16 protein-coding genes are annotated in these 20200 nt (G+C 69.9%); 10 read left to right on the top strand and 6 right to left on the bottom strand.

The window, feature by feature from the left end; genetic code table 11:
• Positions 1-26 precede the first annotated feature (26 nt).
• On the top strand, positions 27-674 hold the full coding sequence (locus F0U44_RS08745; protein ID WP_149727918.1) for a LuxR C-terminal-related transcriptional regulator: 648 nt from the start codon (positions 27-29) through the stop codon (positions 672-674).
• Positions 675-816: 142 nt separating this feature from the next.
• On the opposite strand, the gene bioD is transcribed toward F0U44_RS08745, so the two are convergent.
• From bioD to bioB, 4 genes are read right to left on the bottom strand one after another with little or no spacing between them, the layout of a single operon-like run.
• Positions 817-1497, bottom strand: a complete 681-nt coding sequence (bioD, locus tag F0U44_RS08740) for a dethiobiotin synthase (protein WP_149727917.1) — start codon at positions 1495-1497, stop codon at positions 817-819.
• Positions 1494-2618 carry an 8-amino-7-oxononanoate synthase gene (locus F0U44_RS08735; protein WP_149727916.1) on the bottom strand — a complete coding sequence of 375 codons (1125 nt, stop codon included), beginning with the start codon at positions 2616-2618 and terminating at the stop codon, positions 1494-1496. Before F0U44_RS08735 ends, bioD begins: the two co-directional genes overlap by 4 nt.
• Positions 2615-3907, bottom strand: a complete 1293-nt coding sequence (locus tag F0U44_RS08730; protein WP_149727915.1) for an adenosylmethionine--8-amino-7-oxononanoate transaminase — start codon at positions 3905-3907, stop codon at positions 2615-2617. Before F0U44_RS08730 ends, F0U44_RS08735 begins: the two co-directional genes overlap by 4 nt.
• A 1-nt stretch (position 3908) precedes the next feature.
• Positions 3909-5108 (bottom strand): biotin synthase BioB, encoded by a 1200-nt coding sequence (gene bioB, locus F0U44_RS08725; RefSeq protein WP_149727914.1) that lies wholly within the window; start codon positions 5106-5108, stop codon positions 3909-3911.
• 57 nt (positions 5109-5165) lie between these two features.
• Between bioB and F0U44_RS08720 the strand changes: the two genes are divergently transcribed.
• Both F0U44_RS08720 and zwf read left to right on the top strand, forming a co-directional pair.
• Positions 5166-5723: a TetR family transcriptional regulator gene (locus F0U44_RS08720; protein WP_246160392.1), complete on the top strand. Its 558-nt coding sequence runs from the start codon at positions 5166-5168 to the stop codon at positions 5721-5723.
• A gap of 13 nt (positions 5724-5736) precedes the next feature.
• The gene (gene zwf / locus F0U44_RS08715) at positions 5737-7176 is read left to right on the top strand and encodes a glucose-6-phosphate dehydrogenase (protein WP_149728978.1); all 1440 of its coding nucleotides are present in this window, start codon (positions 5737-5739) and stop codon (positions 7174-7176) included.
• On the opposite strand, the gene F0U44_RS08710 is transcribed toward zwf, so the two are convergent.
• Positions 7173-8672, bottom strand: a complete 1500-nt coding sequence (locus F0U44_RS08710) for a flavin-containing monooxygenase (RefSeq protein ID WP_149727913.1) — start codon at positions 8670-8672, stop codon at positions 7173-7175. The two genes, zwf and F0U44_RS08710, sit on opposite strands and share 4 nt — an antisense overlap.
• Positions 8673-8878: 206 nt before the next feature.
• Here F0U44_RS08710 and F0U44_RS08705 point away from each other — a divergent pair, with 206 nt between their 5' ends.
• From F0U44_RS08705 to F0U44_RS08680, 6 genes are all read left to right on the top strand, one after another.
• Positions 8879-9874 carry a methionine ABC transporter ATP-binding protein gene (locus tag F0U44_RS08705; RefSeq protein WP_149727912.1) on the top strand — a complete coding sequence of 332 codons (996 nt, stop codon included), beginning with the start codon at positions 8879-8881 and terminating at the stop codon, positions 9872-9874.
• Positions 9871-10542 (top strand): methionine ABC transporter permease, encoded by a 672-nt coding sequence (locus F0U44_RS08700; RefSeq protein WP_223163630.1) that lies wholly within the window; start codon positions 9871-9873, stop codon positions 10540-10542. Before F0U44_RS08705 ends, F0U44_RS08700 begins: the two co-directional genes overlap by 4 nt.
• Positions 10543-10563: 21 nt before the next feature.
• Complete coding sequence (locus F0U44_RS08695) at positions 10564-11514, top strand: MetQ/NlpA family ABC transporter substrate-binding protein (RefSeq protein ID WP_149727911.1); 951 nt, start codon at positions 10564-10566, stop codon at positions 11512-11514.
• 14 nt (positions 11515-11528) lie between these two features.
• Positions 11529-12749, top strand: coding sequence for an acyl-CoA dehydrogenase family protein (locus F0U44_RS08690; protein ID WP_149727910.1), 1221 nt, complete (start codon positions 11529-11531; stop codon positions 12747-12749).
• An 11-nt stretch (positions 12750-12760) separates the two neighbouring features.
• On the top strand, positions 12761-13399 hold the full coding sequence (locus F0U44_RS08685; protein WP_149727909.1) for an AmiS/UreI family transporter: 639 nt from the start codon (positions 12761-12763) through the stop codon (positions 13397-13399).
• Positions 13400-13491: 92 nt separating this feature from the next.
• Entirely contained in the window at positions 13492-16674 is a 3183-nt protein-coding gene (locus tag F0U44_RS08680) for an ATP-binding protein (protein WP_149727908.1), read from the top strand.
• A gap of 140 nt (positions 16675-16814) precedes the next feature.
• On the opposite strand, the gene F0U44_RS08675 is transcribed toward F0U44_RS08680, so the two are convergent.
• The gene (locus tag F0U44_RS08675) at positions 16815-17693 is read right to left on the bottom strand and encodes a 3-methyladenine DNA glycosylase (protein WP_149727907.1); all 879 of its coding nucleotides are present in this window, start codon (positions 17691-17693) and stop codon (positions 16815-16817) included.
• Positions 17694-17797: 104 nt separating this feature from the next.
• Between F0U44_RS08675 and F0U44_RS08670 the strand changes: the two genes are divergently transcribed.
• Positions 17798-20152, top strand: a complete 2355-nt coding sequence (locus F0U44_RS08670) for a CARDB domain-containing protein (protein ID WP_149727906.1) — start codon at positions 17798-17800, stop codon at positions 20150-20152.
• Positions 20153-20200 lie beyond the last annotated feature (48 nt).

Below are 20200 nucleotides of genomic sequence, written 5' to 3'. Positions count from 1 at the left end.
CGATCCTTCGTGGTTCGATGTCCGGCGTGAGTGAGCAGGTCCGCGTGCTCGTGGCTGAGGCCGATGAGGCTGCGCGCGCCGCCATCGTCGTCGCCCTCGAGGGCAACGGCTGCGTGGTGTGCGGCGTGGCCGGCTCCGCCGACGACGCGGTCGAGATCGCGGTGGCCCAGCGCCCCGACGTCGTGCTCATCGACGTCGACCTGCCGGGTCGCGGCATCTCGGTGGCCCGCGAGCTCGCCCGTCGGCTGCCCAACGCAGCGCTGGTGATGTGGGCGGAGGACCTCGACGACGACGTGCTCTTCGACTCGCTGCGCGCCGGAGCCTCGGGCTACCTGCTCAAGGAGACCGACCTCGCCCGCCTCGGCGATGCCCTCCGCGGCGTGATCAACGGCGAGGCGGCGATCCCACGCCGGCTGGTGCGTCGGATGGCCGAGGAGTTCCGGTCGCCGTCGCTGCCGCGCTATGTCCAGTCCTCGCCGGCGGCGTCCAAGCTGACCGCGCGCGAGTGGCAGGTCATGGAGCTGCTGGGCGCCGGCCTCACGACCGACCAGGTCGCCCGACGGCTGTTCTTGTCGCGCTCCACGGTGCGCGTCCACGTGTCCTCGGCCCTGAAGAAGCTCCGCGTCACTGACCGTGACGCCGCGATCGCCCTCTTGAAGGGGCAGTCGGAGTAAAAACACGTCTGGCGTGGTGCTCACCCCCCACCAGATGAGCACCACGCAGAGCGTTGAGGGTTTTGTCCGGGAGGACTGGTAAAAGGCTAGGAACTCTCGCGGGCCGAGGGAAGAGCCGCGGGCCGACTGCCCGTTCAAACGCCTAAGCGCTCCTGAACCACCTAGGTGCAGCGGCGCGAAACTCAGCGCGGTCCAGCGCCCCGGCACCGGCCGGGAGCGACGCCAGCAACGGCACCCCTGTCACCCGCGGCAGGTCCTCGAGGTTGCAGGTCTCGGCGAGCCCCGGAGCCGCGGGCCACGCGCCGATCACGAGGCCGTGCGCGTCCAGTCCCCGGGCGCGCAGCGCGCCGACGGTGAGCTCGGTGTGGTTGAGGGTGCCGAGGCCCGCCGAGCACACGAGGACGATCTCCAGGCGGACGTCGACAGGAAGTGCGCCGGCGAGCAGGTCCGCGAGGTCGAGCAACGTCCCACCCTCGGCGTCGAGCCGCACCAGCAGTCCGCCCGCGCCCTCGACGATCACCGTCGCGTGCTGGGAGGTGAGCGGGACCAGCCGGTCGACGTACTCCTGCACGCGCGGGATGGTCGCGCCCTGGCGGCGCGCAGCGGTGTCGGGAGCGAGCGGCTCGTCGAGTGAGGTCCACTCCTGGGTCGCGACGCCGGCGAGCCGTCGGACGGTGTCGGTGTCGCGGGTGTCGGTGAGGATCCCGGTCTGCACCGGCTTCACGACGAGCACGTCGTCGTGGGTGGCCGCGAGCGCCGCGGTTGCGACGGTCTTGCCGACGTCGGTGTTGGTGCCGGTGACCACGATGAGCCGTCGGGTCACTGGTGGTCCTTCACCACAGTGACGAGTACGTCGACCGCGCGCTCCCAGTCCGCGGCGTTGATGCCGGCGCTGGCCGTCGCGCGCAGCCGCGAGATGCCGTCGGGGACCGACGGTGGCCGGAAGCAGCCGACCCGGATGCCCTCGGCCAGCACGGCCGCTTGGGCTGCGACCGCTGCTTGCGGCGACGGCATCGGGATCGACAGCACGGCGCCGTCGGGCGGGACGACTCCGAGCGCGTCGGCCAGCGTGCACACCCGGTCGTGCACCATGCCCGAGAGCTCCGGGCGGGCGCGCAGCACCCGCAGTGCCGCCAGCGCCGCGGCCGTCGGGGCCGGGGCGAGTGCCGTGTCGAAGATGAACGGCCGAGCCCGGTTGACGAGGTGCTCGCGCAGGATGCGCGGACCGAGGACCGCGCCGCCCTGGCTGCCCAGCGACTTGGACAGGGTCGCGGTGACGACGACGTTGGGGTGGCCGGCCAGACCGTAGGTCGCGACCAGTCCAGGGCCGTGGACGCCGATGCCGTGGGCCTCGTCGACCACGAGCAGTGCTCCGGTCTCGGCGCAGGCCTCGGCCAGCTCGACCAGGGGAGCGGCGTCGCCCAGGACGGAGTAGACGGACTCGGCCAGGACGAGCGTTCGGGCGCCGGCGCTCGATGCCAGCGCCTCGCGGACTGCATCGATGTCGCTGTGGGGGACCACGGTCACCCGGGCCTTGGACAGCCGGGCCGCGTCGACGAGCGACGCGTGGATGTGGGCGTCGGAGATCACGTGGGCCGTGCGGTCGGCCAGGGCCGTGACGATCGCGAGGTTCGCGGCGTAGCCCGAGGAGAAGACCAACGCCGACTCCTGGTCGAGGTAGTCGGCGAGCTCGCGCTCGAGCTCGGCGTGCACCTCGAGCGTGCCCGTCACGAGCCGTGACGCGCCCGCGCCACCACCCCAGGTCAGCGCGGCATCGGCGGCGGCTCGTCGTACGTCCGGATCACGGGAGAGCCCGAGGTAGTCGTTGCCGGCGAGGTCGATCGTGGCGTCGTCGGCGCTGCGTGCGCGCAGCCGTCGGGTGAGCCCGGCGTCCTCGCGCTCGGCGGCCTGCTCGGCGAGCCAGTCGGTCCAGCTGTGGGTCATCCGGCCTTCACCGCTTCCGTGATGCCGACGATCAGCCGGTCGAGCTCGTCGTCGCTGATGACGAAGGGGGGCATCGTGTAGATCAGGTCGCGGAACGGACGCAGCCACACGCCGGCCGCGACGGCGGCGTCGGTCGCGGCGACCACGTCGACCGGGTGGTCGAGCTGGACGACGCCCACCGCACCGATCGTGCGGGAGTCGGCAACGCCCGGGACCTCGCGCAGCGGAGCGAGTCCGGTCGCGAGCCGGTCGCCGATGTGGCTCACGCGTGCCTTCCAGTCGGTGCCCAACAGCAGGTCGATGCTCGCCGACGCGATCGCGCAGGCGAGCGGGTTGCCCATGAAGGTCGGCCCGTGCATGACCACGCCGGAGTCGGAGCCGGAGATGCCGCGGGCGACGGCGTCGGTGGTGACGACCGCGGCGAGGGAGACGTAGCCGCCGGTCAGGGCCTTGCCGAGGCAGAGGATGTCGGGAGTGACGATCTCGGAGACGAACAGGTGGCCGGTGCGGCCGAATCCGGTCGCGATCTCGTCGAACACGAGGAGCAGTCCGTGCTCGTCGGCGATCTCCCGCAGGACCGCGAGGCACTCGGGCGGGTAGGGGTGCATGCCGCCCGCGCCCTGCAGGAGCGGCTCGACGATGATCCCGGCGAGCTCGTGGTGGTGCTGGTCGGCGATGTGGCGCAGCGTGGTCGCCCACGCCGCCACCGTGGCGGCGTCGGCCCCGGCGGCTGGCGGTTGCGGCGCGAAGACCTGTTGCGGCAGCAGCCCCGCCCACATCGCGTGCATGCCGCCGACCGGGTCGGTGACCGACATGCAGTCGAACGTGTCGCCGTGGTAGCCGCCGCGCACCGTGAGCATCCGGATCCGGTCGGGATGTCCGGTGCCGCGCTGGTACTGCAGCACCATCTTCATGGCGACCTCGACCGAGACCGAGCCGGAGTCGGCGAGGAACACACGCTCCAGCCCGTCGGGGGTGATGTCGACGAGGCGCCGGCCGAGCTCGATGGCCGGCTCGTGCGTCAGGCCGCCGAACATGACGTGGCTGAAGCGCCCCGCCTGGTCGGTGACCGCCTGGTCGAGGACGGGGTGGCGGTAGCCGTGGATCGCCGCCCACCACGACGACATCCCGTCGACGACCCACGCGCCGTCGACGCGGAGCTGCGCGCCCCGGGCGTCGTCGACCAGCCGCACCGGGGTCGGCGCGGTCATCGAGGTGTAGGGGTGCCAGAGGTGCTCGCGGTCGTAGGCGAGCAGCTCCTCCGGCCCCGTTTGCACCGTCGTGGTCATCTCACGCGTTCGCCGGGACCTCGGTGCCGGCACCGCGGCGGCGGATCGAGGGGTTGTGCTCGGATCCCTCGACGGCCTCGGTCGACTGGTCGGTGGCGTCGGTCGCGCAGCCACCGCAGCCGTCGCCACAACCGCCGCCGGAGCCGCACGGGGTGACCGCGCCGACGCGGTGCGCCTTGGCGTCCTGGTGGGCGGCGATGATCTCCTCGAACGCCGCCTGCTCCATGCCGAGGATGACGAAGCCGTTGTCGCGGAGCATCTCCAGGTCGGTGAGAGCGTCCTGGCCCTCGGAGGTCAGGTAGTCGCCGAGGAAGATGGAGTTGGCGACGTGGAGCGCGGTGGCCTGCATCGAGCGCAGGTGCATCTCGCGGCCGCCGGCGATGCGGATCTCCTTGTCGGGGCACACGATGCGCGCGGTCGCCAGGATCTTGACGCAGCGGATCGGCGAGAGCTCCCACGTGTTCTCGTAGGGCGTGCCGTCGAAGGGCATGAGGAAGTTGACCGGGATCGAGTCGCTCTCGAGCGCCTTGAGCGCGAAGAGCGCCTCGACCAGCTGCTCGTCGGTCTCGCCGAGACCCGCGATCAGACCCGAGCAAGGGGAGAGGCCCGCGGACTTCGCCTTGCCGATGGTGTCGACGCGGTCGTCGTAGGTGTGCGTCTGGACGATGTTGTCGTGGTTGGACTCGGCGGTGTTGATGTTGTGGTTGTAGGCATCAACACCGGCGGCCTTCAGGCGCTCGGCCTGACCGTCCTTGAGGAGGCCGAGGCAGGCGCAGACCTCCACGCCGTCGTACTCGTCCTTGAGCGCCTCGGTCATCTCCACGACCTTGTCGATGTCGCGGTCGGACGGACCGCGGCCCGAGGACACCATGCAGACGCGGGTCGCGCCGCCGCGGAGGCCGGCGCCGGCCTGCGCGAGCGTGTCCTCCTTGGAGAGCCAGGAGTACTTGAGGATCGGGGCCTGGGAGCCGAGGGCCTGGCTGCAGTAGTTGCAGTTCTCGGGGCACAGGCCCGACTTGAGGTTGACCAGGTAGTTGACCTTGACGGTGTTGCCGAAGTGCTCGCGACGCAGCCGGCCGGCCGCGGCGACGACCGCCATGAGGTCGTTGTCGGGGGACTGGAGCACGGCGAGGGCGTCCTCCGGCGTCGCGGCGCCGCCGTCGAGGATGCGGGTCGCCAGGTCGTCGTACGCGGTGCTCATGGGTCTCCTCAGCGATGACACGTCTAGGTGAACAGTGTTCAGGTTAGGCTGAGCGGCATGGGAGCGTCAAAGTCGACCGCGTCACAGCAGGCGTCACCTCAGGCGGCGCCCACCGTGCGCCACCGGCGCACCGACGTGATCGACCGCGCGATCGTCGTGCTCGACGAGCAGGGCCTCGACGAGTGGTCGATGCGCCGCCTGGCCGCCGACCTCGGAGTCCAGCCGAGCGCGCTCTACCACCACTTCAGCGGCAAGGACGAGCTGATGGCGGCCGTCGCCGACGAGCTGCTGCGTCGCGGGCGGCGCCCGGCCGAGATCGTCACCTGGGAGTCGGAGCTGCGCCTCGTGAGCGTCGAGCTGCGCGACGCGATGCGATCGCACCGTGACGCGGCCGAGCTCATCGCCGCGGTCCACACCAGAGGAGTGGGCGCGCAGGAGCCGCTGCGGCGGATGGCCGGCGCGCTGCAGCGGGCCGGCGCCGACGACGAGCTCGCCCGGGTCGGCGCGAGCACCCTCCTGCACTTCGTCTTCGCCCACGTCTCCGACGACGACCGCGACTTCGCTCTGGGGCTGGACATCGTCCTCGACGGGCTCACCGCGCGGCTCGTACGTTAGGCACGTGGACGACATGGCGAACAAGCCGGTCACCGTCGTGCTCTTCGGGGCCACGGGCGACCTGTCACGGCGCAAGCTCCTGCCCGGGATGCTGCACCTCTTCGAGAGCGGGCTGCTCAAGGACATCCAGGTCATCGGCACCTCGCTCGAAGAGCACACCACCGAGTCGTTCGTGGCGTTCGCACACGAGGCGGTCAAGGAATTCTCCGGTGACGACGGCGACCTCGCGGCCTGGCCGGAGTTCTCCCAGCGGCTGCACTGGGCGCCCGGGGCTGAAGGGGCGGCCGGCCTGCGCGCCGCCGTCGAGAAGGCCGAGGCCGACTGGGACGGCGACAACGTGCGCCTCCACTACCTCAGCGTGCCGCCGAAGGCGGCGCTGTCGGTCGTGAAGACCCTGGAGGAGGCAGACCTCGCCCGGGGCAGCCGGATCATCATGGAGAAGCCGTTCGGTGTCGACCTGGCGAGCGCGAAGGTGCTCAACGGCGAGCTGCACAAGGTCTTCGACGAGTCGCAGATCTACCGGATCGACCACTTCCTCGGGAAGGAGGCGGCGCAGAACATCCTCGCCTTCCGGTTCGGCAACGGCCTCTTCGAGCCGATCTGGCACCGCAATCACGTCGACCACGTCCAGATCGACGTACCCGAGGAGCTCGGTCTCGAGCAGCGCGCCGACTTCTACGAGTCGACCGGTGCCTACAGGGACATGGTGGTCACCCACCTCTTCCAGGTCTTGGCGTTCATCGCGCTCGAACCCCCGACCTCGCTCTCGCCCGACGCGATCCGCGAGGAGAAGGACAAGGTCTTCCGGTCGATGCTGCCGATCGACCCGGCCGACGTGGTCCGCGGTCAGTACGACGGCTACCGCGCCATCCCGGGAGTCGCCCAGCAGTCGGAGACCGAGACGTTCATCGCGCTCAAGTGCTTCATCGACAACTGGCGCTGGGCCGGGGTGCCGTTCTACCTCCGCACCGGCAAGCGGCTGGCCGAAGGTGCGCGGATCATCTCGATCGCCTTCAAGGAGCCGCCGCGGTCGATGTTCCCCGAGCACTCCGGAGTCGGTGACCACGGCCCCGACCACCTGACGTTCGACCTCGCCGACAAGGCACGGATGTCGCTGTCCTTCTACGGCAAGCGGCCCGGCCCCGGCATGCGGCTCGACAAGCTCTCGATGCAGTTCGCCATGCAGGACACCACCTGGGCGGGATCAGTGCTCGAGGCCTACGAGCGGCTCATCTACGACGCCGCCCGCGGCGACCAGACGCTCTTCACCTCGGCCGAGGGCATCGAGCGGTTGTGGGAGGTCTCGGCTCCGCTGCTGGCCAACCCGCCCGTCGTACGGCCCTATCGGCAGGGGAGCTGGGGCCCCAACCAGATCCACCAACTCGTTGCGCCCTATGCCTGGCGGCTGCCCTTCGAGCGGGGCTGGCGCGACCCCAATGTCGAAGGTGCCTAAGCGGTGACCCGCGCGCGGCGGTAGTCGTAGTCGTCGATGGGAAAGCGCACCGCCTCACGGTGGGCGCTGATCGTCGACGTCGGGCGCAGCAGCACCGCTTCGCCGTGCTGGTTGAAGTAGTAGCTGCGCGCGGTGGCGCAGCTGCCGGCGTTGAAGACCGAGTTGCCGAGCAGCTCGGTCATCCGGTCCAGGAAGGCGTCGTTGGCCTCGTCCTTGACCTCGAAGACGTCGGCGCCCTTCTCCTCCATCGCCCCCAGGAGCCGCTCCATGTGGGCCATCTGGGTCTCGATGGTCGTGAAGTAGGACAGGCCCGAGTAGGAGTAGGGGCTGTTGAGCGAGATGAAGTTGGGGAACCTCGGCACGGAGATGCCCTCGTAGGCGCAGAACCGGTTGTCACGCCACCACTGGCCGAGGTCGCGGCCCTCGCGCCCCACGATCTTGATGGCCGGGAAGTTGGCGTCCCAGAGGTTGAAGCCGGTGGCGAGGACCAGCACATCGAGGTCGGCGCGTCGGCCGTCGGTGGTCACGATGCCGGTCGCGTCGACGTGGTCGATCGAGGTCGTCTCGAGGTCGACGTGCGACTGGGTCAGCGTCGGGTAATAGGTGTTGGAGAACGTCGGCCGCTTGCATCCGAAGTCGTAGTCGGGCGTGAGCTTCCTGCGCAGCTCCGGGTCCTTGACCTGGCGCTTGAGGTGCTGCTGGCAGGCCCGCTTGCCGATCGCGTTGGCCCACGGCGCGTTGCGGTAGTGCAGGACGCCCGCGACCATCATCACCTCGAGGATCGACGACCCCACGAGGCGTGTCGCCTTCTGTGAGATCGGCGCCTTCGCGAACACCGCGCGCACCGGCGCGGGCACCTTGCCGTCGACCTTGGGGCTCACGTAGATCGGCGTGCGCTGGTAGACGGTGAGGTGGCGGGCGAGCTTGCCGAGCTTCGGGATGAGCTGGACGGCGGTCGCGCCCGTGCCGATGATGCCGATCCGCTTGCCCTCGAGCTCGACCTCGTCGCGCCACGCGGTGGTGTGGATGACCTCGCCCTCGAAGCTGTCGACGCCGGCGATGTCGGGCATCTTCGGCTGGGAGAGGAAACCGGTCGCGGTGAGTAGGAAGCGGCCGGCGATCTCGGCGCCGTCCTCGAGCGTCACGACCCAGTGGGAGGCGTCCTCGTCCCAGTGCGCTCCGGCCACAGGGGTGTCGAAACGCATGTGCCGCCGGAGGTCGTACTTGTCGGCGACGTGGCCCGCGTAGGCCTTCAACTCCGGCCCGGGCGCGAAGAGTCGCGACCAGTGCGGGTTGGGCTCGAAGGAGTAGGAGTACGTCGACGAGGGGATGTCGACGGCGAGACCGGGGTAGCGGTTGACGTGCCAGGTGCCGCCCAGGTCGTCCTCGCGCTCGAGGATCACGAGGTCGTCGTAGCCCATCCTGCGCAGCTGGATCGCTGCCCCCATGCCGCCGAAGCCGGCTCCGACGATCACCGCGTCGTGGACGTGAGTCATGGGAGCGAGCGTAGAGCGCCACGAGACCGGCCGGATCCGACCAGGGTCGGAAGTCGGGGCCTATCCGGGCATCGGCCGAACCGATCGTCGGATGTGACGTGGCTCTCTGTTCTCGGGGTTGAATGTCTATAACGTCAGTCGAGTTAAGAGGTTTTGAGGTTTGTTTCGTTTCGCACCTCAACCACCGAGCACAACCGAGGGACACGATGATCGAGATCTCCGGCCTGACCAAGGCCTACGGCGACACCCGCGTGCTCGACGGTATCGACCTGACCGTCGCTGACGGGCAGATCGCGGCCGTCGTCGGTCCGAGCGGAGCGGGGAAGAGCACGCTTGCGCGCTGCATCAACCTGCTCGAGCGGCCGACGAGCGGCAGCATCACCGTCAGTGGCCAGGACCTCGCGGCACTCTCGGGCAAGCAGCTGCGGCTGGCCCGCCGCGAGATCGGCACCGTCTTCCAGTCCGCCAACCTGCTGCGCCGGCTGACCGCCGCGCAGAACATCGCGTTGCCGATGCGGCACCAGGGAGTCCCCGAGGCCGAGATCCGGCGCCGGGTCGGCGACCTGCTGGAGCGGGTGGGGATGCTCCAGCGGGCCAACCACTACCCGTCGCAGCTGTCCGGAGGGCAGCGGCAGCGCGTGGGGATCGCGCGCGGCCTGGCGCTGCAGCCGTCCGTGCTGCTCTCGGACGAGGCCACCTCCGGCCTCGATCCGGACGCCACCCGGGCAATCCTCGACCTCCTGACCGAGCTCCGCGACGACCTCGGCGTCACGATCTTGGTGATCACCCACGAGATGGACGTGGTGCGCAGCATCGCGGACCACGTCGCGCAGCTCGACCACGGACGGATCGTGGAGCAGGGCGCGGTCGCCGACGTCGTACGACGGTCCGACTCGCCGCTCTCGCGGGCGCTCCTGCCGATGCCGACCGTGCCTGCCGCGGACGGCCGGCGGTTGTGGACCTTGCGCTACCGCGGCGCCGTGTCGCCCGTGTGGCTCAGTCACGCCGGTCGCGACCTCGGCGACATCGCGGTCCTCGCTGCGCTGGTCGAGGAGTCGGGTGACACCTCGGTCGGCAGGCTCACCGTCGGGCTCGACCCCCGATTGGACGAGCGGCGGGTGGTCGACGTCCTCGCCGACCTCGGCCTCGCCGCGGAGCCGGTCACGTCCTTGCGGGCCGTGCGAGCGGAGTCTGCCGCGTGATCAGTCTGCTCTCGACGCCCTGGCCCGACGTCGACGACCTGTTGCTGCCAGCCCTGGGCGAGACGGTCCGCACGGTCGTGCTCGTGATGTCGATCGTCGTGCTCCTGGGCGGGCCGCTGGGTCTGCTGATCTTCAACACCTCGCCCCTCGGCCTGAGGCCGCACCGTGCGGTGAACGTGTCGATCAGCTGGATCGCCAACCTCGGCCGGTCGCTCCCGTTCCTCGTGCTGATGGCTGCGGTCATCCCGGTGACCAAGCTGGTCTTCGGCACCACGATCGGCTTCAAGGCTGCGCTCATCCCGATGTCGATCGCCGGCGTCGCGTTCTTCGCGCGGCTGACGGAGAACGCCGTCCGTGAGGTCCCGCGCGAGGTCCTCGACGTCGGCCTCGCGAGCGGGTCGAACCGCTGGCAGATCGTGCGCGGCATCCAGCTGCGCGAGGCCCTTCCGGGTCTCGTCGCAGGGCTCACCCTCAACGTCATCGCGATGATCGAGTACTCGGCCATCGCGGGCGCCATCGGCGCCGGTGGCATCGGCTACCTGGCCGTCAACAACGGCTACAGGCGGTTCGACGACCACGTGATGATCGCCTGCATCGTGGTCCTGATCGCGATGGTGCAGGCGATCCAGTTCAGCGGCGACCGACTCGTGCGCGCCCTCACCCACTGACCCCCCGAGAAAGGGACCTGCATGTCCACCACGCACCAACCCGACCAGCAGACAGGCGGGCACCACCGCGCGCCGGACGACCGCGAGAGCATCGACCTCGGCGGTGGTCCGGGACGCTGGCTGATCCCGATCGGGGTCGTCGTCATCGTGCTCTCGGTCGGCGTCGGCCTCTGGCTCAAGTACGGCGGCGGCGCCGACGAGAAGGCCGTCGAGGGCAGCCACTTCAGCAACAACTTCAAGATCGCCTACCAGGCGTCGAGCGCCAGCGAGCAAGCCTTCCTCGAATACCTCGACCAGGAGATCGCGCCCGACCACGGCATCACGATCGAGCCGGTCGGCATCGAGGACGGCAACCAGCTCGACCAGGCGACGGCCGACGGCGACTACATCGCCAACATCTACCAGCACAACCAGCGGCTCAAGCAGGTCATCGAGTCCACGGGGATGAAGCTCACCGCGCTGGGCCCGGTCTTCCAGTGGTCCTACTCGATCTACTCGACCAAGTACGACTCGATCGACGACCTGCCCGATGGCGCCGAGATCGCCCTGCTCAACGACCCTGCCAACACCGCGCAGGCGCTGTGGATCCTGGAGCGGGCGGGCAAGCTCACCTTCAAGGACGGCGTCGACCCGTGGGCGGCCACCGAGGCCGACATCGCCGACAACATCGGCGGCTACACGTTCACCTACATGGAGTACGGCGCCGGCCCGCGCACGCTGGATTCCGTCGACGCGGTCATCGACTACAACATGTCCTTCGTCGACGCCGGCACTCCTGAGGAGTACCGCATCTACGAACCGGCGGCCCCTCTGGCGTTTGCCGGCCAGCTCGTCGTCGGCACCGAGTACGTCGACGACCCCCAGGTCCAGAAGCTCGAGGAGATCTTCTTCGACCCCCGCGTCCAGGACTACCTGGCCGACAACGACGACCCCAACCTCGCCGGCCAGCTCGCGCCGGTGTCGGACGAGTGAGTAGGAGACCCCCCATGACTGTGCAGACCAACATCGCGACCGACGTCGTACGTCCTGGCACCCGTGCCTGGATCGAGCTGCTCGACCGGATCCACGCCGGTGTCGAGGAACGTGAGCGCGAGCAGATCGCGCCTCACGAGGTGATCGAGTGGATCAAGAAGGCCGGGCTCGGTCGGCTGCGGATCCCGGTGGAGAGCGGCGGGGCCGGACTCACCGTCCCGGAGTTCTTCGCGGCGCTGATCGACCTGGCCGAGGCTGACTCCAACGCTGCTCACATCCTCCGCACGCACTACTGGTTCGTCGAGCAGCACCTCCAGAGCATCGACGACCCGGCGTTCCGCGCCCGGCTCGCGCTGGCCGTCGACAACAAGCTGGTCGGCAACGGGTTCAGCGAGCAGAGCAGGAAGCCGGTCGGGCTGTACTTCGACACGGCGTTCATCCCCGAGTCCGACGGCGGCTACCGCCTCAACGGCACGAAGTTCTACTCGACCGGGAGCATCTACTCGAACTACACGCAGATCTGGGCTGCGGCCCCGCACGGCCGGATCGCCGGCGCGGTGATCCCCGTTGATCGCGAGGGGGTGACGATCCTCGACGACTGGGACGGCTTCGGTCAGCGGCTCACCGGCACGGGCACCACCCAGCTCGACAACGTCCGCGTGGAGGCCGAGGAGTTCTTCGACCTCGGTGAGCCCGACGGGGAGCCGGTCCCCGGCTACCAAGGTGCGTTCCTGCAGCTCTACCTCCAGGCCGTCACGGCGGGGATCCTGCGCAGCGTCCGCAACGACGCCGCCGAGCTCGTCAAGAAGCGGGCCCGCAACTACAGCCACGCCAATGCGCCCCAGAGCCCTGCGGAGGACCCGCAGGTGCTGCAGGTGATCGGGGAGATCTCCGCGGACGCGTTCGCCGCGGAGGCGATCGTCCTGAAGGCGGCCGAGGCGCTCCAGGCCGCCGTCGACTCGGTCGTCGACGGAGTGCCGACCGAAGCAGCGGCCGAAGCGGCCCAGCTGGCTGCGGCGCACGCGAAGGTCGCTGTGGACCGGTTCTCCTACGCGACGGCCGCGAAGCTGTTCGACGTCGGCGGGACCTCGGCCACGCAGGCGATCCACAACCTCGACCGGCACTGGCGCAACGTGCGCACGATCTCGACGCACAACCCGACCTTCCTCAAGGCGACCGCGGTCGGCGCCAACGTCGTCCACGGCACCGCGTTCCCCGCGAACGCCTACTTCTGAGGAGTGAGCCCATGTCTGCAGTCGGTCTGCTCTTCGTCGGTGCCGTGCTCTTCGTCAACGGCCTGCTCTTCCTGGGCAAGGTCGACGCCAAGAGCGCCGGCGTCTTCAACCTCTTCGTGGGCGGTCTCCAGACGGCGATCCCGTTCTGGCTGATCAGCCACGCGACGACGCCGGACGAGATCCTCGGCGCCGCCGGGATCTTCCTCTTCGGATTCACCTACCTCTACGTCGGCATCGGCAACCTCAAGGGCTACGACGCCAGCGGTCTGGGGTGGTACTCCCTCTGGGTCGCCGTCGTCGCGGCCGGGTTCGGCGTCGTCAACGTCGTACGGTTCGACGACACCCCGTCCGGCCTGCTCTGGTTCCAGTGGTCGGTCTTGTGGACCGTCTTCTGGCTGGTGCTCGCCCTCGGCGTGACCCGGCTGACCGCGGCCGCCGGCTGGCTGACGCTCATCCAGGCGTTCACCACCTGCACCGTGCCCGGCTTCGTGATCCTGCTGGGGGAGTGGGACCAGGTCACCACCGGCCAGATCGCGGCGAGCATCTTCTTGTCCGGGGTGGTCTTCGTTGCGGTCGCCCTCCGGAAGCCCCTGCCCGCACCCGCCGCAGCGCCCACTCCGGCGGAGGTGCGGATCCCCGTGTCGGCCTGACGTCACCGCGGCCGGCACAGTGCGGTGCTCAGCTCCCAGGATCTGGGAGCTGAGCACCGCACATCGGCGTTGTCGACGCGTATCGTCCGGTTATGGCCGCATGCATGCGCTGTGGCTCCGACAGCCCGCCCGAGGCACGCTTCTGCATGGCGTGCGGGTTCGAGCTCGCGCGACAGGCGCCGCGCCGCACGCTGCGCAAGACGGTCACGGTCGTCTTCACCGATCTCGTCGGGTCGACCGACGTGGGCGAACGGCTGGATCCCGAGGCGCTGCGGGAGGTGCTCGCGGACTACTTCGCCCGGATGCGGGCGGTGATCGAGCACCACGGCGGTCTCGTCGAGCGCCTCCTCGGCGACGCGGTCCTCGCGGTCTTCGGACTGCCGACCGCGCACGAGGACGACGCGTTGCGGGCCGTGCGGGCGGCGGTCGACATGCGCGCCGCCCTCGCGGAGGTCAACGAGGGTCTGCCGGCCGGCCTCGACCTCCGGATTCGAGCCCGCACCGGGATCAACACCGGCGAGGTGCTCGTCGCGGACGACGCCCTGACCGGCGTGATGACCGGCGACGTCGTCGGCGACGTGGTCAACGTCGCGGCCCGCCTCGAGGCAGCTGCAGACACCGACGGGATCCTGATCGGTGAGCTGACCCACCGGCTCGTGCGCGACTACGTCGAGAGCGAGCCGCTCACTCTCCGGCTGAAAGGCAAGCGCGACGACGTCCGCGCCCATCGGGTGCTGAGCGTCTCGGACACGCGCGCGCTCGGCCGACGGCTCTCGGCGCCGCTCATCGGCCGTCAGCAGGAGTACGACGCCCTCCTGGCCGCCTTCGCGACCGCTCGCGGTGACGGGGTCGGTCAGCTGGTCACGGTGCTGGGAGCCGCTGGCAGCGGCAAGTCGCGCCTGGTGCGCGACGTCACCGCGGCGCTCGCGGTCGAGGCGAAGGTCGTTTCCGGTCGGTGCCTGCCCTACGGCGAGATCGCCATGCTCCCGGTTGCCGAGGTGGTCACCCAGCTCGTGGGGCTGGGCCTGGACACGACCGGAGCAGCGGTGCAGCACGCGGTTGCCCGAGCGCTGGAGGACGAGCCTGACGACGCGACCCTGATCCGGGCGGCGCGCATCGCGGGAGCTGCCGGTCTCGGGCCGTTGGCCGGAGCGGTCGAGGATGCTGCGCTGGACCTCGCCGCACTGCTCGTGGCGAGCGCTCGCGACCAACCGGTGGTCGTGGTGATCGAGGACCTGCACTGGGCGAGCGAGTCGCTGCTCGACCTGCTCGAAGCCGTTGCCCGCGGCACGACTGCCGCCGTACTGCTGCTGTGCACGTCTCGACCCGACGTCCTCGAGACGCACCCCACGTGGTCGGCGACAATCGCGGACGCGGCGGTGGTGGACGTGCCGCTGCTCGACAGCGACCACTCGCGGCTCCTCATCAGCGAGCTGCTCGGCGCGGGCGACGCTGCGCGGGACGTCACGCCGAGCGTCGTCGCCGTGGCCGAGGGCAATCCGCTGGTCGTCGAGGAAGCCCTCGCGATGCTCATCGACGATGGGCTGCTGGTGCGACGTGATGGCGCGTGGCGCCTCGAGACGGACATCGGGGACCTGAGGATCCCGCCCACGGTCGACGCCATCCTGGCCGCGCGTCTCGACCTGCTGCCGCCCGATGAACGGCGGGCTGCTGAGTTGGCTGCGGTCGTCGGCAAAGAGTTCTCCAGGGCGGAACTAGGTGCCCTCAACGCAGGGGAGGTGCCGGACCTCGACGCGACGCTCGATGCACTGTGGGCCAAGCAGCTGATTGATCTGGAGGACCAGCAGCCCGATGGACTCCGTTTCCACCACATCCTGGTGCGCGACGCGGTCTACGCGGCGACGCCGAAGCGCCGACGGGCAGACCTGCACGGGACCTATGCCGACATCGTGGGCGCGATGGTCGGCGGCGAACTGGGCGGGCAGTTCAGCGAGATCGTGGGGGAGCACCTCGAACGATCGTTCTTCCTGCGACGCGAGCTCGGCGCTGGAAAGGATGCCCTTCGCCCGCTCGGATCGAGGGCGGCGCAGCGGCTCGTGGACGCAGGGGAGCGCGCCACCGGGTCCTCGGACCACGGCGCGGCCGAACGGCTGCTCACGCGGGCGCTCGCCCTGCTCGACGAGGCCCATCCGCTCCGCGCCAGCCTGCTCATGGACCTTTCCGAGGTGCTCCACGACATGGCCCAGCAGGCGGCCGCGCGTGACACGCTCGAACGCGCGATCGCCGCTACCGGGTCCGGTGCAGCGGAGGACGTGCAGCTGCGCGCCGAGCTGGCCCGGATCCGGTCCGACGTGCTCTACAGCGACCGGGAGGCAACATCCGCGGTCAGCCTGATGCGCGACCTGGCCGAGCGGCTCGAGGAGATCGCTGACGGACGGGTCGTCGTACGCGCGTGGACGACAGCCGCACACGTCGCCTACTCCGCCGACAAGCACGACATCGGTGTCGACATGATGCGGCGAGCGGTGGAGCACGCCCGCCGGACGGGTGGAGCAGAGCTGCCGTACTGCCTGGTGGGCTTGTGCGAGGTGGCTCTGTGGGGCTCGCTCCCTGCGCTGGCGCTTAGGGACATGTGCTCCGCGGCGATCTCGGAGGCGCAGGCCGGAACCCTCCACGCCGCTGCGCTCGAGATGAAGCTGGGGATGGTGGACGGCCTGCTCGGTGACTTCGAGCTGGCCGGTGCCCGCTTGACCAACGCGCTCAACTTCGCCGAGTCGCACCGGGCGCAGGTGTGGGTCTCCGACGCGCACTGGAAGCTCGGCGGGTGTGCCGTGCTCGCAGGCGATTTTGAAGCCGCCGCTGCCCACCTCGGTCGCACGCGTGCGCTGTTCCACGATTTCGGTGAGCCGTCGGAGGCGGCCGTGGCGGCTCAGCAGGCCGTGTGCTTCCTCCGACTGGGCGACGTCGAGCAGGCCAGGGCAGGCACTGATTTCGCCATGGCCCACCAGGTCGACTCGGAGACGAGGATCGCGGCACGCGTCGCGTCGGCCGAGCTGGAGATCCTCGTCGGCGATCCCGTCGTCGGCGTGGCCCGGGCGCGCGACGCGGTCGAGGTCGCCGAGGTGGGCGACGACATCCTCGCTCTCGGGGACTCCTTGTCGGTGCTCGGGCGCGCTCTGCTGGCAACGGGTGGTCGGCATGAAGCCGTCAGCACCTTCGAGCGCGCCCTCGCTGTCTACGAGGCGAAGGGAGTGGTCCCGGCGGTCGCCGCGACCCGTGAGCTCCTCGCGCAAATGTCGGCGTTTCCTGCCTGAGCTGACTGTCGCGTGTCGGCTGTTGGGATCGGGCGCGCTTGAGTGGGCGATCCCAGTCACCAGGTGACTGCATTCCACCGCTATGTCGATTTCGCGCTGCCGTCTGGGGGCGCGCTACTCGCCAACAGCGGGCGTATCGATCAAGCGAGGGTGGCCACGCCTGCAGCCGTGAGACGCTCACACTCCTCGATCAGTCGCTGGCGCAGTGGGGCACCCCGATCGGCGAACTCGCGCTGGGCGGCGACGTACTCGGCCTTGCCCTCGGCCGTCTCGATCCGGATCGGCTCGAAGCCGAGGTCGGCGAGGTCGTACGGCGCCGCGCGCATGTCCATGACCCGGATGTCCCAGGCGAGCTCGAAGCAGTCGGCGACGAGGTCGGAGCCGATCATCGGCGAGAGTCGGAAGGCGTGCTTGTAGAGGTCCATGCCGGCGTGCAGGCACGCCGGTTGCTCGTACGCCGGCCGGTCCTCCCTGCCGGGCGAGAGCGTGTTGAGCGGAAGCGCGGGTGGGGTGAAGAAGCGGTAGGCGTCGAAGTGGGAGCAGGCGATGCGGTGCTGCTCGACGACCTCGTCGGTCCCCGAGGGCCCGAGGCGAAGAGGCCAGTCCGGGTGGCGGGTCTCGTCCTCGTGGAGGCGGTAGACCATCGCCCACTCGTGCAGTCCGAAGCAGCCGAAGTTGCCGGCCCTACCTGCGGTGGCCTTGAGCAGTCGGTGGAGGGCCTCAATGAGGGGGCGCTGGGAAGTGACGAACTCGTCGGTGACCGCGCCGTCGGCATAGCCCTTGAGTCCGGCGTACTCCGACGCATCGTCCAGCCGGACGCCGTGGCCGGGGTGCCAGCGGCGCAGCTGCGCGGGCCGGTAGGAGTAGTAGGTGAAGAGGAAGTCGAAGACCGGGTGCTTGACCTGGGCGTCGCGTCGAGCGAGGTGCGGGGCGGCGTAGCGGTCGATTCGGGCAGCGTGGGCCGTCGCTGCTGCCGTCCACGCCTCCCGCGACAGCACCTCACCGACCAACGTCTCCACGGTGGTCAAGCCTAGGCAATGCCTCGGTTGCAGCCGGCCCCAAGTCGTTCCCAAGTGGTCCGGGGGAGCGTGTGCGCACCGACCCCGATCGAAAGGTTCCCCCCGTGAACACCCGAGCCCTGCGTGCCGCCGCACTCACCACCGTGCCGGCGACCCTCGTTGCAGCGCTGCTCGTCTCCATGCCCGCGACCGCCCAGGCGGCGGGCGCGAAGGCCGACCTCAAGGTCACCAAGGCGACCGTCGACAAGACCACGGTCGTCGAGGGCGACGAGCTCACCGTCACGCACACCGTCCAGAACCGCGGCCGTCGCAAGGCCGGCGCGACCACGACCCGTGTCTACGTCACGACCGACGTCGCGGCGAGCATCGCGGAGCGCAAGCAGAGCCGGACCAACCCGCGCTCGTCCCTGACCGACCTGCGTCTGGTCGGGCAGGCGAACGTGAAGGCGATCGAGCCCGGAGCGAAGAAGACGGTCCGCTCGATCAAGTTCACCGTCCCCGCCGGTCTCCCCGCCGGGAACTACAAGGTCCTCGTCTGCGCCGACGACTACGGCAAGGTGAAGGAGTCCGACGAGGCCAACAACTGCACCGCCGCGAGCACGACGGTCGCCGTCACCGAGGCGCCGGGCAGCGACGACCTCTCGCTCCAGACCTTCGCCGACACCTATACGTGGCCCGACGACGAGAGCTCGGCACTGCAGTTCGTGAAGATCTTCTGCAAGTCCACCTACCCGGTGAAGCAGCTCAGCCTCAACGCTGCCATCGCGAGCGCACAGGCGTTCTTGGAGGACAAGGCGCCGGGCGGGCTCGACCGGCTGCGCTCCTCGGGCCTGGTCGCCACCCCCGACCTCGCCCAGAAGACCGCTGCGGCGGGTGTCTCCGGCGGCAGCCCGGGCCTTGCCCTCGCTGCCCTCCTCGAGGCCTACCGGCTCCAGCCCAGCCGAGGCACGCACCTGGTCAACGCCGCGGCGATCGCGACGTCGGTCGGCCTGCCCAACGAGGCGATCGCTTTCCTCGACGCCTCGATCGGCAAGGACTTCCTGCGCACGCCGCTCGGCATCCCGCACGAGGCGACCGCTGCCGTGATCCGTGGCCAGGCCCTGGTCATGACCGGACGCCTCGACCCGGCCGAGAAGCTCTTCAACGCCGCCAAGCAGCTGGCTCCGATCCTCTCGGAGGCCGATGCCGGCCTCGCAACCGTCGCCGCCTGCAAGGGCAAGGACGCGCTCGCTGCCCGCTACATCCGCCGCAGCCGGCAGCGCTCCGACGAGCAGGTCCCGAAGACCCCGCCGACCGAGGACCCGGAGCGTCCGGCTCCCGACATCGACATCACCCGGGGCGAGGAGGTCCCGCTCCGGCAGCTGCCGATCGCCGAGACCCCGACCCAGGCCGCGGACATGAAGGAGATCTACAAGGGCATCGAGATGGGCTTCCAGGCCGAGATCCAGGCCAACATCGACGAGGCCAACCGGCTCCAGCAGCACCTCCGCGACACCGACGAGGCCCGAACCCGGGCCGAGATCGACCGGCGTGACTCGCTGTTCGTGCTGCTCTACCGCACCCACCTCGACGGCGACGTCGAGGCGGCGCAGGACGCGCTGTGGGCCAAGATCGACAAGCTGACCGAGATCGACGAGGAGTTCTGGGGCGGCGGCACCGGCGAGGTCCCGCACACCTACGGCACTCTTCAGGAGCAGGCGTTCGCGGCCTGCCGTGGCTCGCACGATCCCGACTGCTTCGACAAGGAGATCCACCGGACCTGTGTGCCGGCCCTGGTCTCGGCGCACGACCGGTGGCGGGTGACGATCGCCCAGGCGCAGAACCTGGCCAACACCTACTTCCGCATCTGGTCGAAGAAGATGACGGGCATCGCGGCCAACCTGATCGACGAGGAGGCGCACGCCTACGCCCTCAACCACATCGACGGGCTCGAGCGCGACGTCTACGCCCTCCTCGTGCAGCAGGCCGCCTTCTGGTCACACAACGTGAACCTCTTCCGCGACCACTGCGTCGACGAGCTGCCCGAGGAGATCCTCAACCCGCCGGCCAACGAGCCGGTCGAGTCCCCGGGGGCGTGCGAAGCCGGCCTGAAGGCGCTGTCGCTCAAGGCCACGCTCGGCCCGACGTCGCTCAAGATCAACTGCGAGCGGATCGAGCAGTCGTTCTCGAAGGAGGTGCTCCCGTTCCTTCACGTGTTCGTCGACGTGAAGTTCGACTTCCGTACGGGCAACGTGTCGGTCTGGGCGGGCTCGAAGGGTGGCGGCAAGCTGCCCGGCGAGATCGTCGACGCCGGCTTCAAGTCGGGCGTCTACATCAAGGTCAACCAGCAGGGCGAGCTCGTCGACACCGGCTGGCGGGTCGGCCCGAACGTCAAGGTGGTCGGTGGCAACGCCGAGTTCACCGCCTTCAAGGACGAGATCGACCTGTCGTTCACGTCCAGCCTCACCCCCGGCTACTGACCGGGAGCGGAGCACACAACCGGGCACACGCCCCCGGCGAGCCGACGG

The sequence above is a fragment of the Nocardioides humilatus genome (assembly GCF_008373755.1).
GTDB classification, from domain to species: Bacteria; Actinomycetota; Actinomycetes; order Propionibacteriales; family Nocardioidaceae; genus Nocardioides; species Nocardioides humilatus.
This window is presented reverse-complemented; position numbering and strand designations above follow the sequence as displayed.

What these genes read in the sequence shown, in the direction of transcription:
- F0U44_RS08680 (WP_149727908.1), top strand. Translation starts at nt 13,492, where the DNA reads ATGGCCGCATGCATGCGCTGTGGCTCCGACAGCCCGCCCGAGGCACGC.
- F0U44_RS08720 (WP_246160392.1), top strand. Translation starts at nt 5,166, where the DNA reads ATGGGAGCGTCAAAGTCGACCGCGTCACAGCAGGCGTCACCTCAGGCG.
- zwf (WP_149728978.1), top strand. Translation starts at nt 5,737, where the DNA reads ATGGCGAACAAGCCGGTCACCGTCGTGCTCTTCGGGGCCACGGGCGAC.
- F0U44_RS08730 (WP_149727915.1), bottom strand. Translation starts at nt 3,907, where the DNA reads ATGACCACGACGGTGCAAACGGGGCCGGAGGAGCTGCTCGCCTACGAC.
- F0U44_RS08735 (WP_149727916.1), bottom strand. Translation starts at nt 2,618, where the DNA reads ATGACCCACAGCTGGACCGACTGGCTCGCCGAGCAGGCCGCCGAGCGC.
- F0U44_RS08705 (WP_149727912.1), top strand. Translation starts at nt 8,879, where the DNA reads ATGATCGAGATCTCCGGCCTGACCAAGGCCTACGGCGACACCCGCGTG.
- F0U44_RS08695 (WP_149727911.1), top strand. Translation starts at nt 10,564, where the DNA reads ATGTCCACCACGCACCAACCCGACCAGCAGACAGGCGGGCACCACCGC.
- bioB (WP_149727914.1), bottom strand. Translation starts at nt 5,108, where the DNA reads ATGAGCACCGCGTACGACGACCTGGCGACCCGCATCCTCGACGGCGGC.
- F0U44_RS08690 (WP_149727910.1), top strand. Translation starts at nt 11,529, where the DNA reads ATGACTGTGCAGACCAACATCGCGACCGACGTCGTACGTCCTGGCACC.
- F0U44_RS08710 (WP_149727913.1), bottom strand. Translation starts at nt 8,672, where the DNA reads ATGACTCACGTCCACGACGCGGTGATCGTCGGAGCCGGCTTCGGCGGC.
- F0U44_RS08685 (WP_149727909.1), top strand. Translation starts at nt 12,761, where the DNA reads ATGTCTGCAGTCGGTCTGCTCTTCGTCGGTGCCGTGCTCTTCGTCAAC.